This window comes from Paenibacillus sp. MBLB1832 (genome assembly GCF_032271945.1).
Classification (GTDB): domain Bacteria; phylum Bacillota; class Bacilli; order Paenibacillales; family NBRC-103111; genus Paenibacillus_E; species Paenibacillus_E roseopurpureus.
Window position 1 is genome coordinate 3,846,646 of sequence record NZ_CP130319.1, and the last position, 14,750, is coordinate 3,861,395.

Annotated in this window: 13 protein-coding genes; 4 read left to right on the forward strand and 9 right to left on the reverse strand. The window is 39.3% G+C overall.

Going from position 1 to position 14,750, the window contains the following annotated elements; all coding sequences use genetic code 11:
- Window positions 1–13: 13 nt before the first annotated feature.
- The 9 genes from MJB10_RS17320 to MJB10_RS17360 form a co-directional block, all read right to left on the reverse strand.
- A complete protein-coding gene (locus tag MJB10_RS17320) occupies window positions 14–853 on the reverse strand; it encodes a carbohydrate ABC transporter permease (protein ID WP_314796671.1) in 840 nt (279 codons plus the stop codon).
- Window positions 843–1,742, reverse strand: a complete 900-nt coding sequence (locus tag MJB10_RS17325; RefSeq protein WP_314796674.1) for a carbohydrate ABC transporter permease — start codon at window positions 1,740–1,742, stop codon at window positions 843–845. The genes MJB10_RS17320 and MJB10_RS17325 overlap by 11 nt, the downstream gene beginning before the upstream one ends.
- Before the next feature lie 62 nt (window positions 1,743–1,804).
- The gene (locus tag MJB10_RS17330; RefSeq protein ID WP_314796676.1) at window positions 1,805–3,115 is read right to left on the reverse strand and encodes an ABC transporter substrate-binding protein; all 1,311 of its coding nucleotides are present in this window, start codon (window positions 3,113–3,115) and stop codon (window positions 1,805–1,807) included.
- Between the two features lie 141 nt (window positions 3,116–3,256).
- Window positions 3,257–3,685, reverse strand: coding sequence for a glycoside hydrolase family protein (locus tag MJB10_RS17335; protein ID WP_314796678.1), 429 nt, complete (start codon window positions 3,683–3,685; stop codon window positions 3,257–3,259).
- 694 nt (window positions 3,686–4,379) lie between these two features.
- The gene (locus tag MJB10_RS17340) at window positions 4,380–5,123 is read right to left on the reverse strand and encodes a response regulator transcription factor (RefSeq protein WP_314796681.1); all 744 of its coding nucleotides are present in this window, start codon (window positions 5,121–5,123) and stop codon (window positions 4,380–4,382) included.
- Window positions 5,116–6,714, reverse strand: a complete 1,599-nt coding sequence (locus MJB10_RS17345) for a sensor histidine kinase (protein ID WP_314796683.1) — start codon at window positions 6,712–6,714, stop codon at window positions 5,116–5,118. Before MJB10_RS17345 ends, MJB10_RS17340 begins: the two co-directional genes overlap by 8 nt.
- 306 nt (window positions 6,715–7,020) lie before the next feature.
- On the reverse strand, window positions 7,021–7,272 hold the full coding sequence (locus MJB10_RS17350) for a hypothetical protein (protein WP_314796685.1): 252 nt from the start codon (window positions 7,270–7,272) through the stop codon (window positions 7,021–7,023).
- A 574-nt stretch (window positions 7,273–7,846) separates the two neighbouring features.
- Window positions 7,847–8,065: a hypothetical protein gene (locus MJB10_RS17355; protein WP_314796687.1), complete on the reverse strand. Its 219-nt coding sequence runs from the start codon at window positions 8,063–8,065 to the stop codon at window positions 7,847–7,849.
- A 362-nt stretch (window positions 8,066–8,427) separates the two neighbouring features.
- A complete protein-coding gene (locus MJB10_RS17360; protein WP_314796689.1) occupies window positions 8,428–8,628 on the reverse strand; it encodes a hypothetical protein in 201 nt (66 codons plus the stop codon).
- 583 nt (window positions 8,629–9,211) lie between these two features.
- Here MJB10_RS17360 and pdxR point away from each other — a divergent pair.
- The 4 genes from pdxR (at window position 9,212) to MJB10_RS17380 (ending at window position 14,601) form a co-directional block, all read left to right on the forward strand.
- Window positions 9,212–10,648, forward strand: a complete 1,437-nt coding sequence (gene pdxR, locus MJB10_RS17365; protein WP_314796691.1) for a MocR-like pyridoxine biosynthesis transcription factor PdxR — start codon at window positions 9,212–9,214, stop codon at window positions 10,646–10,648.
- Window positions 10,649–11,169: 521 nt separating this feature from the next.
- On the forward strand, window positions 11,170–12,483 hold the full coding sequence (locus tag MJB10_RS17370) for a spore germination protein (protein WP_314796694.1): 1,314 nt from the start codon (window positions 11,170–11,172) through the stop codon (window positions 12,481–12,483).
- Window positions 12,480–13,562 (forward strand): GerAB/ArcD/ProY family transporter, encoded by a 1,083-nt coding sequence (locus MJB10_RS17375; protein ID WP_314796696.1) that lies wholly within the window; start codon window positions 12,480–12,482, stop codon window positions 13,560–13,562. Before MJB10_RS17370 ends, MJB10_RS17375 begins: the two co-directional genes overlap by 4 nt.
- A complete protein-coding gene (locus MJB10_RS17380; protein WP_314796698.1) occupies window positions 13,549–14,601 on the forward strand; it encodes a Ger(x)C family spore germination protein in 1,053 nt (350 codons plus the stop codon). Before MJB10_RS17375 ends, MJB10_RS17380 begins: the two co-directional genes overlap by 14 nt.
- Window positions 14,602–14,750 lie beyond the last annotated feature (149 nt).

The following is a 14,750-nucleotide window of genomic DNA, read 5'->3' on the forward strand; positions in this document are numbered from 1 at the left end:
GTTATTCCTCCCTTTACTTCACGCCAGACATCGCGATACCTTCAATAAATTTACGTTGTGCAAAAAAGAAAACGATTAATAGCGGCAGTGTAGAAATAACCGAAGCAGCCATAATCAGGTGCCATTGTGTACCGCTTTGATCTGTAAATAGGGAAAGGGCTATGGGCAATGTAAACAATTTCGACGAATTCAAATAAATAAGAGGTTCAAAGAACTCATTCCAACTACTCAAAAAGGTAAGTATAGCAAGCGTTGCTAATGCCGGTGATGCCATGGGAAGCATGATTCGAAGAAACCCCGTCCATGGCGAGCAGCCATCTATTTTAGCAGCATCATCCAAATCTTTCGGCAGCGTAATATAAAATTGCCTTAATAGAAAAACGCCAAACATACCGCCCGCCCCAAGCATCGGTGGAACAATGAGTGGAAAATGCGTGTCAACTGCTTTCAACTTCGTCATCCAAACAAAAAGAGGGATCGCTGTCACTTCCGTAGGAATCATCATGCTGCTTAGCAGTAAAAGGAAGATGCCATTTTTAAATGGAAAGGCGATTTTGGCAAATGAATAGCCTGCCAACGCAGCCAATAGGCAAGTTCCAATCGTTACTATAATTGCAATGTACAGGGAATTTACAAAATATAATTGAAAAGGCTGCGCCTTAAATAGTTCATGGTAATTCTCCAATACAATTGGATGCGGAAACCATTGGGGCGGAAATTGCAGTACCTTGGTTTTATCCTTGAAAGAGGTTGCCAGCATCCAGTAAAAGGGGCCTGCTATGAGTCCCGACACAACGAGTAACAAGACATAAGTCCCTGCGGTAGAGATCCGATTGGTAACTTTATTGCTCATGGTAGATCCACCTCTTTCGAACGACCCATTGAAGTACAGTCAGCAACAGAATTATGCCAAATAATAAGAAAGCAACAGCTGACGCATAGCCGAACTGATAAAGCTTAAAGGCTTGCTCGTATATGTAATACACAAGTACCTTCGTACTATCCCCTGGTCCCCCGCCTGTCATGACGTAAATCTGTCCAAATACCTTTAAGGAACCTATTGTCGTTATGACCATGGTTAAAAACAGTGACGGGGCTATCAAAGGCAGCGTGACATGTACAAATCGTTTCCATGGGGATGCTCCATCGATCTTTGCCGCTTCATAATACATAACAGGCACATCTTGAAGCGCAGCTAAGAATATTACCATATTCATACCAACGTTTTTAAGAACGCTGACAAGAATGACAACCGGCATGGCTAGTTGAAAATCATATAACCACGCTGGTCCGGTCATACCAAAGAGGTGCAGGAGCTGATTGACTAAGCCACCATCCGTATTGAAAATATATTTCCAAACAATTCCCCAAGCAACTAATGACGTTACAACAGGTGTAAACACAATGGTGCGAAAGAGACCAATTCCCTTTACTTTCTTCTGAAGTAAGAGTGCAAGTGAAAGCGAAATCATTATGTTAAGTGGAACCAAGCCCGCTGAGAAATACAACGTATTCTTAACCGTCGACCAGAATAATTCTTCTCCCATAATCGCTTGTCGGTAATTAGCTAATCCCACATAGGAAGCTGATTCAAATAATGACCAATTGGTGAAACTCATCATGAATGCCATAAGAATGGGACCCAACAGAAAAATGATATAACCAAGCATCATTGGAGCAATAAAGGTATATCCGTAGAGAGCTTCTCTCCAAGCGTTGCTTTTGCGAATTGTGACGTTCATGCTGTTCTCACCCCTCCTCTAAGAACTGACGAGCCCCTCCGTAGGGGCTCGTCCAGATATATCTATTGTTTGACTAGTGGACCTACTTCTTGATCAAACTTATTCAGTACTTCCTTGACTGTTGTAGATTGTGTATATAAATAATCAATAATCGTTTTTGCTTTGGCATCAATAGCCGGCCAATTTTTATGAACGGGGAACGTCCTCGTACGCTTCATTTGATCTAAAACGCCAATCTTCATACTTTCGTCCGAAGGCAGCGGGACGATTTTCCGATAAGCCTCTGATTCCAATACGGACTTCCGGGAAGGCACAAAGTACTGTGCAGTCACAGCCATTTGATCTTTGTTAGAAATAAACTTCAGGAAATCCTTTGCTACAGCAGCGTTCTCAGTCCCCTTGGGAATGGTATACCCTGCAAAGCCCCCAAGAATAGGTCCATTTGTAGGACCAACAGGCATCGGTACGATATCCCATTCAAAGTCCTTAATATTTTTGGCTACACCTACATAACTGAGAGGAGCCCCAGCCATTGCTAATTTACCAGCTTCAAATGCAGGAACATCACCAGGCTTTGGCGTCGATTGATCTTTGAAAATCATATCGTATACCATTTGAAACGCCTTCTCACTCTCTGGGGAATTTATGGTGAGCTTCGTACCATCTTTGCTAAATACATCCCCGCCATAGCCCCAAATGTAGCTAATATAAGTGTCAAGCCAAGCTTTCCAGTCTCCAAACAATTTAACGCCATAAACACCTTGTGCTTTATTGGTCATGGTTTTAGCTGTCTTTACGAACTCGTCATAGGTCCATTGCCCATTTTTGTAAAGTTCCATCGGCGTCTTCTGGCCTTTGTCCTTGAACATCGTTTTGTTATAAAACATTAAACTTGGTGGTGTGGAGAATGGAATGCCGTATACCTTGCCCTCTTTGGTTAGCAATGGCATTGTTGAGGGATACACGTCTGCAAAATCATAAGCCGTATCTTTGGTAATGTCGGTAATCTCTTCGAGCTGGTTCGTCTCTAACAGTTGCGGAACCATTCGTTCGGACAGCCATGCGATGTCCGGCGCTGTTTTGGAGGCAAGCATAATGGATAATTTTTGCTGATAATCAGCAAATGGAATGACTGACATTTCAACTGTCACATTAGGATGGGTTTCTTTGTACTTTGCAGCCATATCCTCATACATTTTCTTGTGTGCATCATTTCCCCAAATGCTCATTGTCAGCTTGATTGGGCTTTTCGGCTGCTCAGACGGCTTCATCGAGGAGGTTGGTACACTTGTACTTGTACTGGTACTGGTTCCGCTTGAACATGCCGAGAGCAAGAACGTCATCCCTAGTGTTAGGACGGTTAATTTTTTCATGGTAGGTAAGCTCCCTTTTTATTATTTTCTTTAAGCGTTTACTTAAAACGCTTACAAGAGAATTATAACCTTAGCTTGGTTGTGCTAAAAACGCATAACATTTAAGAAAAGGTTTCATATTTAATGAATTTCCTTTCAATATCAACCTAATGGCACAGACATATTCCAAGTTATGGAATTGCGACTAAACCCTCCAGGACCCATTCCAGTAGCAGCAAATAGACAGGTGGCTTTTCCATTTTCAATTAACAAAAATGGTCGTTCAAAGCTGCCCATTACTTGTGAAACACCATTTTCCCAAACAACATGTCTAGAGTATGCTTTATGCCCCTGCACGATATCCCATTTCAGACCATTATTGGAGTTCGCGTACATACCAGCATGCTTCTCGCCACAAATTTTCCCCGTCATATCCTTGGCTATCATATGGTAAACGCCGTCTTCCCCTTGCCATACGAAAGGATCTTCAATTTCCCCACCCGTATCAACAGAAAATATAGGATCGCTCACGCGTTCATAAGGTCCATCGATCCTGTTTGCTTTCGCTGCACCTATGGTCATAGGCCCCATTCGATTACCAACGTAAGCTCTTGCCTTATACAAAAGGAGAACCGACCCATCATCGGATACGCATGGCGCCGGATTTGATGTCAAAAAGCTATCAAATGCTTGCGGCCTTGTCTGTAATAGGGGTTCATCCCATCTAACCCAAGGACCATTTACGCTTGTGGCTGTTGCAATTCCAATACGCTTATGGGCTTGAGCTGTAAAATACCTCTCATCTTCGCCAGCTATGGAATCAGGTGTGACATCGAAAGGATACGTTATCCCCGTATAAAATAGTACATATTGATCCTTATAGCGAACAATCGAGGGATTGTGTGTAGCCTGACCATCCCAATAAGCGGCGCCTCTCGCAGGCAATACAACTTCCTCAAATGCGTATGGACCTTCTCGCGAGTCAGATGAAGCCCTTACAATTTCAGAGCGAAATACCCAACCGGGGTGCATGGGGTATTCCATTGACCATCGAGAAGCGAACATATGATAGCGATCATCCTCTCCTTTAATGACTGACCCGCACCATACCCAATATTTATCCATTCGAAATCCCCCATTTATAGGGGCCTGCCTCATCATAGTACTCGTTAACAAACCTAAATCGCCTCCTTCCTACTAGTATAAGAAAGAGGCTTCTTTTAAAAAATGTCTATGATTATGGTTTTGGTACAATTATTCTAGACATCGTGCCAAATTCGAACAATCACATATGATTCCGATATTCCTTAGGGGTTATTCCTTCGGATTGTTTGAACGCATTCATAAAATATTTGGGATTGGCATATCCGCACAATTCCGAAATTTCATAAATTCTCATGCGTGTCTCTCTTAGCAGTTGTTTGGCCTTATTCATCCTCAAAGTTAATACATAGTCGGAGTATGACATCCCCGTTTTCGACTTAAACAGTTGAGACATATATTGATAACTGAGCCCAACTTCATCTGCCGCTGTTTGTAAAGTAATGTCTTCATGAAACCTTTGAGATAACATGTCTTTCACTTTCCTAATGATCTGATGACCTTCTTCCTGCTCATTCTCCACATTCACTTGTTGGGATTGACGATGAAGGAGAAGTGTTGGAACGAGCCTCTCCAAGGTTTTCTTTAATTCAACACGATCCACCGGTTTTAATAAATAATCTGTAACGCCTGTTCTCAAAGCCTTGCGTACGTAGTCAAATTCGGCATAACCAGACAAAAATATAATCGGCATCTGAGCGTGAATCATCCGCACCTTCTCAGAGAACTCAAATCCATTCATTACGGGCATACGAATATCAGCAACTATGAAATCAGGAACACGAGTCGTTAACATGTCAATCGCCTCTTTGCCATTTCCAGCTTCATGGATGACTTTGTAGCCGGTAAATACATCCTCAAGAAGTGATTTTAGCCCCCTTCGGATTCGCTCTTCATCCTCTACAAGCATAACCGTAAATTCACTCATAGTCTGATCCCCTTTCATGAGCATCAAGGAAGCTAGACGTCTTTTCATATGGAAGCGTTAATCTAAATGTAGACCCTCTGGCGTCCTTAGAAACGATGTCTAACCCATACGCTTTGCCATACAGGAGACGTAAGCGTTGATGAACATTTCGAAGAGCAAAGCCTTTTCGAATTTGTCCAAACTTCTCTCCCTCTAAGTCTCCCTGCCCTGTATTCGTATCGTTATGAAGAGATTTCATCATCTGATCCAACTTTTCACTGGTCATACCTACACCATTATCCGTAACCCATATGTTGACAACCTCGCCAATAAGAGCAGCTTTAACTTCGATCCTGCCTCCCCCATCTTGTAATCCATGCTCTAGCGCATTTTCTACTAACGGTTGTATGATTAGCTTAGGTACAAGAACCTCTAATACGGCTTCATCCGCTTGCACGCAGACTTGCAACCTTTCCCCCCTTCGCACTTCATGAATACGGAGAAACGCCTCTACAAAATGAAATTCTTCTCGAAGCTTTACAGGCCGCTGTTGTTTATCCACGGTATAACGAAGCTGCTTACCCAAGCTGGCGGCAACATCACTAATATCATATTGCTTATTTTCAATCGCCATCATGCTAATTAACTCCAATGTATTATAAAGAAAATGGGGATTGATTTGACTTTGCAGGGCTGTTAACTCCGCTTCGCGCTCTCGAACTTTGGTTTCGAACACCTCATTTACAAGCCTATTGATCTCGGTCACCATCGAATTAAACCCCCTAGCCAGATATCCGATCTCATCATTGGTTATGAACTCTGCTTTCCCTTCAAAATCACCATTTTGTACACGTTTCATTTTGGCATGCAAATGTTTAATGGCTGTTGTCAGTCGTTTAGAGAATACAAAAGATAAAATCATGGACAAGAGAATGGAAATTCCCAATGTATACAAAATAAATCGTACTACAATGTTAGCTTCCTCCTGAAGATCATTTAATGATAGCAATCCTATAAATTTTAGACCCGTCAAATGAGATACCTGCTCCTGACGAATGTAGTCCGCCCCCTGAAGAGCAACCTCTTTGTTCTCAGATAAAACATGGTTGTTAGACGGGCTGGTTATGGGGTAAAATTGTTCATCCTCGTTGTTGACAACAATGAGTTTACTATTCGTCGTTAAGCTAACACTAGAAAGAATTCGTTCAAAAACCTGTGGAGAGAGATCAATTTTAATCATTCCAATGGAACGCTGGCTGTATGGTTCTTTAATTAAGCGTGCGATAGAAAAAACTTGGTCTGAACGGTTACGATAATAATTCCCTACATGGGGGGCTATTAGAATGGCTTTTCCATCCGCTTCTACAACACTTTTCATCCAAACCTCATTTCGTTGCCGCTCCCAGTAAGGCAATACACTTTCAACACTTAGATTACTGAAAAGAATGCCATTATTAGCAAATAGAAATACCCCTCTCACTTCTGGACGATCAAAGGAGAAGGAAGATAAATAAAGATTGATTCTGCTCTGCTCTGAAGTCGATGGGAAATTGGGAATTGTGTAGTCACTGTTGTATTTATTCAGAAGATCCATCACCTGCTGATCATACAACGGCGATATGGTTAATCGGCGAATTTCGCTATAATAATCTTCAAGATGAATGCGAATTTGCTCCATGATCTGAATCGAATAATGCTGGGCATTCGTCTTAGATGAGTCAGAAAAAGCATAGTAAATTAAACTACCGCTCATGGTAAAAGGAATGAGTGTTACAAGAACGTAGAATAAAATTAGTTTAAACCGAATGGGTACAAACCCAAAAATAGCCATAACGAGCATCTCCCCATAGTAATTGAATCTATTTTCTCGAGTGTATCACCATTTATAAATTTTGGGCAGTACTTTATGGCTACTTAGTTAACTGAGTTCACTAGCTCTTGGGGTAACCGCACTTGCTCTCAACGTTTCCCTTCTCTTGACGGCTGTACGGGTTGCAGAACATTGCTTTAATTTTCGGTAGTGAGCGCTAAAGCGTTGAAAGCCCTCTGTGTGCTGGCGCTTGCCATAATTCTCAATGTGAACGACTGCACCCGATAGATTATCGTACCAATTCCTACGTGGAATACAGATAATACCAAGGATAAGCGCGGCTTCTTTTTTGTTATCCATTTCTTCTCTTCTTCGAGGTACATATCGAGGGTAGTCTGATCAGCACTTTTTCCAACTTATGAATACAGTAAAAATGAAAAGTGGATCTAGAATAAAAAGTGGACACAACGTTAGGTGACTAATCATAATAAACTTAACAGTTTGAAAGAGGTATCCGCTGTGGGATTAATTTTCGATTGAAATGTATGAAAAAATGAGTGAAAATCCTAAGATCACACCGTTCTCAAAAAGCAAAAAGAACACGAACTCCGTATTGGGTTCCGTGCCCTTTGTAATTGATTTCTCCATTAACTCATAAAACAATTGAATTATCATCATTTATATTTTATACTATTATTTTTCTTCATAAGTTTGATATTAAATATTTAATTCTAAAACCTCAAATATTATAGGTCCATTTGTATCCAATGAATCCACCCTCATGAAAATTTGAAACAAACAGAAAGGTACAAACGGTGTTGATTACATTGTACGTCCATACAATAACCTGCGGCACTGTACCGTCTATCGCGGCGTCAATACTATATAAAGTTACACTTGTAAGAACCAACGCCATGAATCCTCATCGTCTTTTTTATTTTATTGAAGAAATTATGAATGCTAACAAGGCTAACAAACCAGCAGTAATTGCAATAACATAGAAAGCCGTAAGTCTCACCCATTTAACCCTTGTCTTTTGGAAATATGATTTATCCCCTTCACGGTTTTTTCGCGAAAAACCAATCATAATAGTAGAAATTAAACCAATCAATAAAATGATCGTAAATATCAGATAATAGCTATTCATATTCATTCAGTAGCCTCCTTTTACAGCGATATTTTCAAATGTATTTTATTGTCAACCTTTGAACCAAAACCTACTCTTTATACCATTACTTCATAAAAAGTGGTTAATCAAAAAGTAAAATAACCCTGAGAAAATTGACAAGAAGAATATTACTGTTATTTTGAGAAGACCATCCATCGTTTGGTCGTAGTTGTTTCTATGTGAATTATTCATTATTATTATCTCCCTTCAATGTTCGTTCATTCGGACTACTAACGTAATTTCTATCATTAGCATTATATAATTGAATAGGAACACTTTCCCCATCCAATTTACTGTTTTTTTTACAGTCCAATTTCACACTTATGTTGATCCATGCCTCTCATGCTCTAATAGTTGTTCATCTTTGAAATCTCATCAAGATGGGTATGAATTCCTTTACCAAACACTATAAATCCTTCTTCGTCTACGTATGGATACCTAACTTCAAACTCATTTGAACCAAGTAATCCAGCTATAGGAAGAGATACATTTGTTTGTCTGGATTTTGTATTTAATATTGCATTTATTGACCCGGTCCAAATTGTCATTATTTTACGTAATCAAAAAAATATTTCACTTTTACCGCAGTAGTGAAGCAAACAGCGTCAATCGAATTCATTGTAATTTCAGAACATAACATTTTCAATATAAAGGTCTCGGGCTCTATTTTGACGATAGGGTAAAATTTGAATGACATTTGCCCCCTTGTCCTCAAATAACTGAATTAATAAAGGCTGAGGTTCAACATTCAACTGAACGCCCACCACCCAATTAAGTCCAAATTACCCCATCCAAGTGCCTAGTCTTCCTTTTATCATTTTGAGAATGGACTGAATCTTGCAATTTCTTCATTCTCTATTGTTCTTTCCCCAACAAACACAACAGTCAAAGAAGCTGTCGAAGCTCATTTCATATCCGCATATTAGTAAAAATGCAAATTTGGGGAAGTATACTAACAAGAGTACCATCCAATTCAAAACCAGAACCACCATCCATGTTCAACAGATTGATATTATTTCGTCATTTTATAGATAAAAAGAAAGGCTCTTTATTTTGAACAAAATGTTATGATGAAACTAAATCTGCGATAAATATCTATCCATCTTGCCACTCTAGATAGAAGGTGATGACATGTGGAAACCTGATCGTTCTAGCTCCAAATCTCTTTATCAACAAATTGCTGATGATCTTGAACGAAGAATTTCATACGGCGAGTTTCCCCCTGGCAGCTTGCTGCCTTCCGAACGAAAATTAGCCGAACAATTGGGTGTAAATAGAAGCACCGTCATCCTTGCTTATGCTGAATTACGTGCGCTCGGAATCATCGAAAGCCATACGGGAAGCGGTACGAGAGTAAGTAAATATAAATGGGGAGTTACACCGACACATACACCGAACTGGCATCGGTATGTTGAAGGTGGGAGTTTCTTACCTAACTTGCCTTTCTTGCGACGTATCCGGGAAGTTCTTCAACAAGACAAATCTATGATTGATTTTGCAAGCGGCGAGCTGGCATCTGATCTCTCCCCTGTGGAGGAGATAAATATTCTTATGGGCGAAAATCACTATACAGAATATTTAGGATATGACAATCCGCAAGGATTTGTCCCGCTCAGGGAAGAGCTTGTCTCATATCTTAGTCAATATCGGGACATCCGAACCACAGAATCCTCGATACTCATTACATCTGGCTCTCAGCAATCCTTATTTTTAATTACCCAGTGTTTGTTAACCCCGGGAGATGCGGTTGCGATTGAAGATCCTTCTTATTGCTACTCATTGCCCATGTTTCAATCGGCCGGACTTCGGTTGTTCCGTCTTCCCGTAGATGATAAAGGAGTCCGGCCCGAAGATATTCGCTCACTGTATAAAAAACACCGCATCAAGATGATATTTATTAATCCAAATTTCCAGAACCCCACAGGTGCTGTACTCGATGCTGATCGTCGCATTGAACTACTTGATGTTGCAAGCGAGTTGGGACTTCCGATAGTTGAAGATGATCCCTTTAGCCTTACTGCTTACGACGGGTCACCGCCGCAGCCACTCAAGTCAATTGATCCTATCGGCTCGGTCCTCTACATAGGCTCTTTCTCTAAAATCGCAGCATCTGGGTTGCGAATTGGATGGATGGTCGCTCCCCATTCCGTTGTCGAGCGGCTTGCCGATGCAAGACAACAGATGGATTTCGGACTTAGCGTTGTACCGCAAAGAGTAGCTGCACAGTTTTTAAAGTCCCACTATTTCCAGCCTCATTTGGGCCGTTTGCGCACGCATCTGCTCTATAAACGGGATTTGTTGATTGAAGCTCTTCAACATGAACTGCCCGATCTAGTCAGCTTTACGATTCCACAAGGAGGCTTGCACCTGTGGTGCAAGATTATACCAGAAGTAAATGATAACAAGCTGTTGGAAGAATCCATCCGAAGGGGAGTTATCTTTGTACCCGGCAGTGTTTATGGTTCGGACTCCGGTTATGTACGATTCACTTTTGCAAGGGCTAGGGCTGATGAAATCAGGTCCGGAATTTCGAAATTTGCGGCAGCTCTTCGAGGCGTACTGTGTTAAAAAAGCAACCATGGTGCATGAGAAATGAAATGGGTTATCTCTTATATTGACAGGTGAAATAATAAAGACCTGTTACTGTAAGAAACTAATAAGTACGGCCTACCGGAGACTATTCTATCAAAGTGGAGACGACGTTACTGGGTGTATGGTTATGAGTGCTAGAGGTTCGTACTCAAAAATCCAGGTTAGTCAAATCGGTTTTTCCTTATCATATGTAAAGCCTTAATTCCTTTTTACGTTTGATACGCTAGATAAAGCTGCTGAACGATTATTCTCAGCAGCTTTCTTTGAAGTTTTTATTCAATTAGCGATTCAATTCCAGCGGTGCATACAATGCAGATTACTATGAGCCTGATGATAGCTATATGATCAACCCCAACTCCTTCCCTCCGATTACCTCTAATGCAAACTCATGCCGGTACACATCACAAATCCAGATTTCATCAAAGCCTGTATTTTCTGTATAAAAATCCCTTTCGCTGCTTAAACTAGTATCACGTCTAACATTAGGGGTTTAATTTATGCAAAAATTAGTCCAAGAAATTAAATCCATTTTTGCCAATCATGATGATTTTTTCATTCAGGAAGAACATTTTAAACAAACAGCAATTTTTCTTATAGGATTTAATACGATGATAGATTTCACCCATTCAAATTTATATATTCGACAAATGGCGAAGATGTCTGCTTCAGTTAATGAACTATTCACTAACCTTAGTGATCAGCTTGATGTTGATTTAGAACAAATTATAAAAGCTATATTAGATGGCAAATTAGTACTCTTATCTGAATGCAATCGCAATGCCTTACTGGTACCAATCTCCAGAAAACTAAGTCGAAGCATTGATGAGCCCAAAAATGAAAGTATTATTCAAGGTCCTTTGAATGCGTTTGGAGAGGATATTGATATTAACTTAGGGATGATTCGAAAGTGGTTGGGCACAGAACGTCTGTGCCATTGTTCTCATCAAATTGGACAACTGACTAAAAGAAGGATTTCAATGCTTTATATAAAAGGAAAAGCTCCAATTGCTCTTATTGAAAAAGTTGACCGGCTCTTAAAACAAATTGAATCGGATATTGTGACGATTGATGACCTGAATAAGCATTTTGGTCAGCATAAGTTTAATCCTATTAGTTATCTATTCTCAACTGAAATTCCGATTCAAGCCATCGATTCGCTAAAAAAGAACAGAGTCGTTCTTTTTTTAGACAATTATCCCTGCGCGCTTGTTTTTCCTCATCTTTTTCTGGATATGTTGACTACTGTAAACGACCGCAATTTCCCTATTGGGCTGTCACTATTGATACGAGCTCTAAGGGGATTAGGTGCTTTGGCCACACTTATACTTCCCGCTTTATATGTTGCATTAACGTCGGTTAACCCTGATGTATTAAAAATCGATCTCGCCTTGTTTATCTCAAAAAGCAGAGAAGGCATTCCACTAACACCCATTGTTGAAACCCTCACAATGGTTGTGTTAGTTGATTTAATAATTGAAGCTATTTTGAGACTCCCAAAAAGCGTAGGTCCTACGATTACAATGGTTGGAGGAATTATACTTGGCCAGGCGATGGTTGATGCGAAATTAGTCAGTAATTTATTAGTCATTGTGGTCACCGCGATGCTAATAGCAAATTCATCAGTAGTAGGAGTGCAAAATTCCTTGTACATCCGCGCTCTGAAATACCCCATTTTAATTTTGGCATCTGTTTACGGTATCTTGGGTTTATTTACTGGTTTAACTTTTGTATGTATATATTTGGCGAGTTTAACGTCATGCGATATTGCATATATGACATTTCGCATTGAAGGAAAGGGCGACACAATATGACTCAAAGGTTACAAATTGGATTAGTTTTTATAACCATGTCTATGGGATTTGGTTTTTTGCAGTATCCTAATCTCATATTTAAAATAACGAAAACCGGTCATTTTGTAGTGGTTCTTTCTTACGGATTGCTGCAAATGTTTTTAATGATTATTTACAAGAAAGGGTTAAATTATTTTCCGAAACAAGATATTATTGATATTTATTTGAAAATGGGAAGATGGGTTGCATTCATTTTTCTAATCCCATATGTACTCAATCTGACGGCGCTGGTTGCTATGAGTCTACGCCAGCATGCTGAAAACATTGGTTCAATTTTTTTGAGTCGAACACCTGATTGGTCAATATTAATCCTTCTCCTTTTCATTTCAACATTTACTGCTATAAAAGGTTTAGGCACGATATTACGTTCTTCCTTTTTCATTTTTTTTATCGTTAATTTTCTAGTGCTTTTTGTTGTTATTTCCTCAATCGTGAATGTTGATTTTAAGAACGCTTTGCCGGCTTACCCGTCATCTCTCGATTTCTTAACGAAAAAAGATTTTTTCTATCTTATGGGATTCTCTTCTATATTATTTTTGGGATTTGTACCTCCTGAAACTAAATTGAAATTCGGCCAACTTTTTGCGGAATGGACTTACGTGATTTTTTTCTATCTAGCTGTTGTATATCTACCGCTTTTCATTTTTGGTCAAGAAACAGTTGTCACATTTCATTTTCCTGCAAAAGACGCGGTGGATTCCGTTGACATAAATTGGTTTATATTCAACCAGCAAACAATCTTTTTCGGTATGTCAATGGTTGGGCTCACAATTCTACTAAATGCTGTTTTACTATGGATAATAGGACAAATCATTCGGAAATTGTTTAATTGGCAGAGAAACAAACCTTCGTATTGGATATGCGCCTTTTCACTTATCGCATTTATATTTGCTGTATCAGTTCCAAATCTGGCCTGGATTGAAAAATTGTCTTTGTGGAGTGCAGGTGTTCATGCTTATTTTATAGTTATTATTCCATTTACCATTTTTATCTATGGAGTCATTGCTAATAGGGGGATGACGGGTTATGAAAATAAATAGTTATGTTAGGATTATTGTTGCTCTTATATCTTTAATACTTCTCAGCGGTTGTTGGGATATTAAAGAAATAGATAAGCGTAACTTTCCTTTAATCATCGGGATTTCCAAGGAGAATAAAGAAGAGTATAAAGTATCATTACATATTCCAACATCGGAGAAAGGTGGAAAAATGTCAAGAACAGTATCCCAAAAAGGTACAAACGTTTCTAGTATTCTGGGACAACTGAGAACAAATATTGAAGACGCTGTGTACTACAAACAAGTACGGTTAATTATTATCCAAAACAAGTTGGCAAATGACAAAGAAGATTTGAGTGAATTGATTAAGTTTTTAATGAAATCAAAGGAATTACCGTCAATAGCATTGATAGCCATTACAGAAGAAAATATCGAAAAAATGTTTTCAAATATAAACGGAAAACATTTTTCCCATACAACCTCTATAATCGACTATTTTTATAAAGGGGCCGATTGGGCGCCTGAGATTTCGACCACCCGCATTTGGGAAGTTTATCGAAGTTTATTTTCATATACGAAAGATATAGCCATTCCGGTTGTTAATTCCGGAAAAGATACTATATTAAACTATGAGGGTGCCGCTATTTTGAAAAATGGTAAAATAACGGAAAAAATTAACCCTAGTGAAAATCAGTTCGTAATTTTGTTCAAAAACCATAATGCAAATGGAATAATAGAAAATCTGGGCAATGCCAGCATCATGGTCACAAACTCCTCATTAAAAATTAAACCATCAATGCTGACTAGTGAGCCGATAGTGTCAAGCAATTTATCTTTAAAAATAGACATTTTAGAAAGAAAAGAAGGCGTCACGAATGACCAGATACAAAGCAAACTAGAAAAGCAGTTCAAAAAGCAATTTTACGATATGTTAGACAAAGCCCAAAAAAATAAAACGGATATTTTCGGCTTTGGCCAACATTTCCGTAATCAAATTCCTTTTCATGAATTAAAAAACTGGCGAGAAGAATATTATCCTAATTTAAAAGTGAATTTTCAGGTCCATGTAATAATAGAGTAACTGAAAGAACATCAAGATAAAATCCGACTCCATCCTCTTCTGCATAAAGCAAGGTCCAGCAACGTCTCTTCATCGAGGCCTAAACCTCGCAGGTAAGCCTTATCCACCTCGTCCTGTTATGCGAATTGTACGTTAGACAACGATCTGCA

Bases quoted from the DNA above. Each gene is read 5' to 3' on its own strand.
- MJB10_RS17320 (WP_314796671.1), bottom strand. From the start codon at position 853: ATGAGCAATAAAGTTACCAATCGGATCTCTACCGCAGGGACTTATGTC.
- MJB10_RS17325 (WP_314796674.1), bottom strand. From the start codon at position 1,742: ATGAACGTCACAATTCGCAAAAGCAACGCTTGGAGAGAAGCTCTCTAC.
- MJB10_RS17330 (WP_314796676.1), bottom strand. From the start codon at position 3,115: ATGAAAAAATTAACCGTCCTAACACTAGGGATGACGTTCTTGCTCTCG.
- MJB10_RS17335 (WP_314796678.1), bottom strand. From the start codon at position 3,685: ATGGGGCCTATGACCATAGGTGCAGCGAAAGCAAACAGGATCGATGGA.
- MJB10_RS17340 (WP_314796681.1), bottom strand. From the start codon at position 5,123: ATGAGTGAATTTACGGTTATGCTTGTAGAGGATGAAGAGCGAATCCGA.
- MJB10_RS17350 (WP_314796685.1), bottom strand. From the start codon at position 7,272: ATGGATAACAAAAAAGAAGCCGCGCTTATCCTTGGTATTATCTGTATT.
- MJB10_RS17355 (WP_314796687.1), bottom strand. From the start codon at position 8,065: ATGAATATGAATAGCTATTATCTGATATTTACGATCATTTTATTGATT.
- MJB10_RS17360 (WP_314796689.1), bottom strand. From the start codon at position 8,628: ATGACAATTTGGACCGGGTCAATAAATGCAATATTAAATACAAAATCC.
- pdxR (WP_314796691.1), top strand. From the start codon at position 9,212: ATGTGGAAACCTGATCGTTCTAGCTCCAAATCTCTTTATCAACAAATT.
- MJB10_RS17370 (WP_314796694.1), top strand. From the start codon at position 11,170: ATGCAAAAATTAGTCCAAGAAATTAAATCCATTTTTGCCAATCATGAT.
- MJB10_RS17375 (WP_314796696.1), top strand. From the start codon at position 12,480: ATGACTCAAAGGTTACAAATTGGATTAGTTTTTATAACCATGTCTATG.
- MJB10_RS17380 (WP_314796698.1), top strand. From the start codon at position 13,549: ATGAAAATAAATAGTTATGTTAGGATTATTGTTGCTCTTATATCTTTA.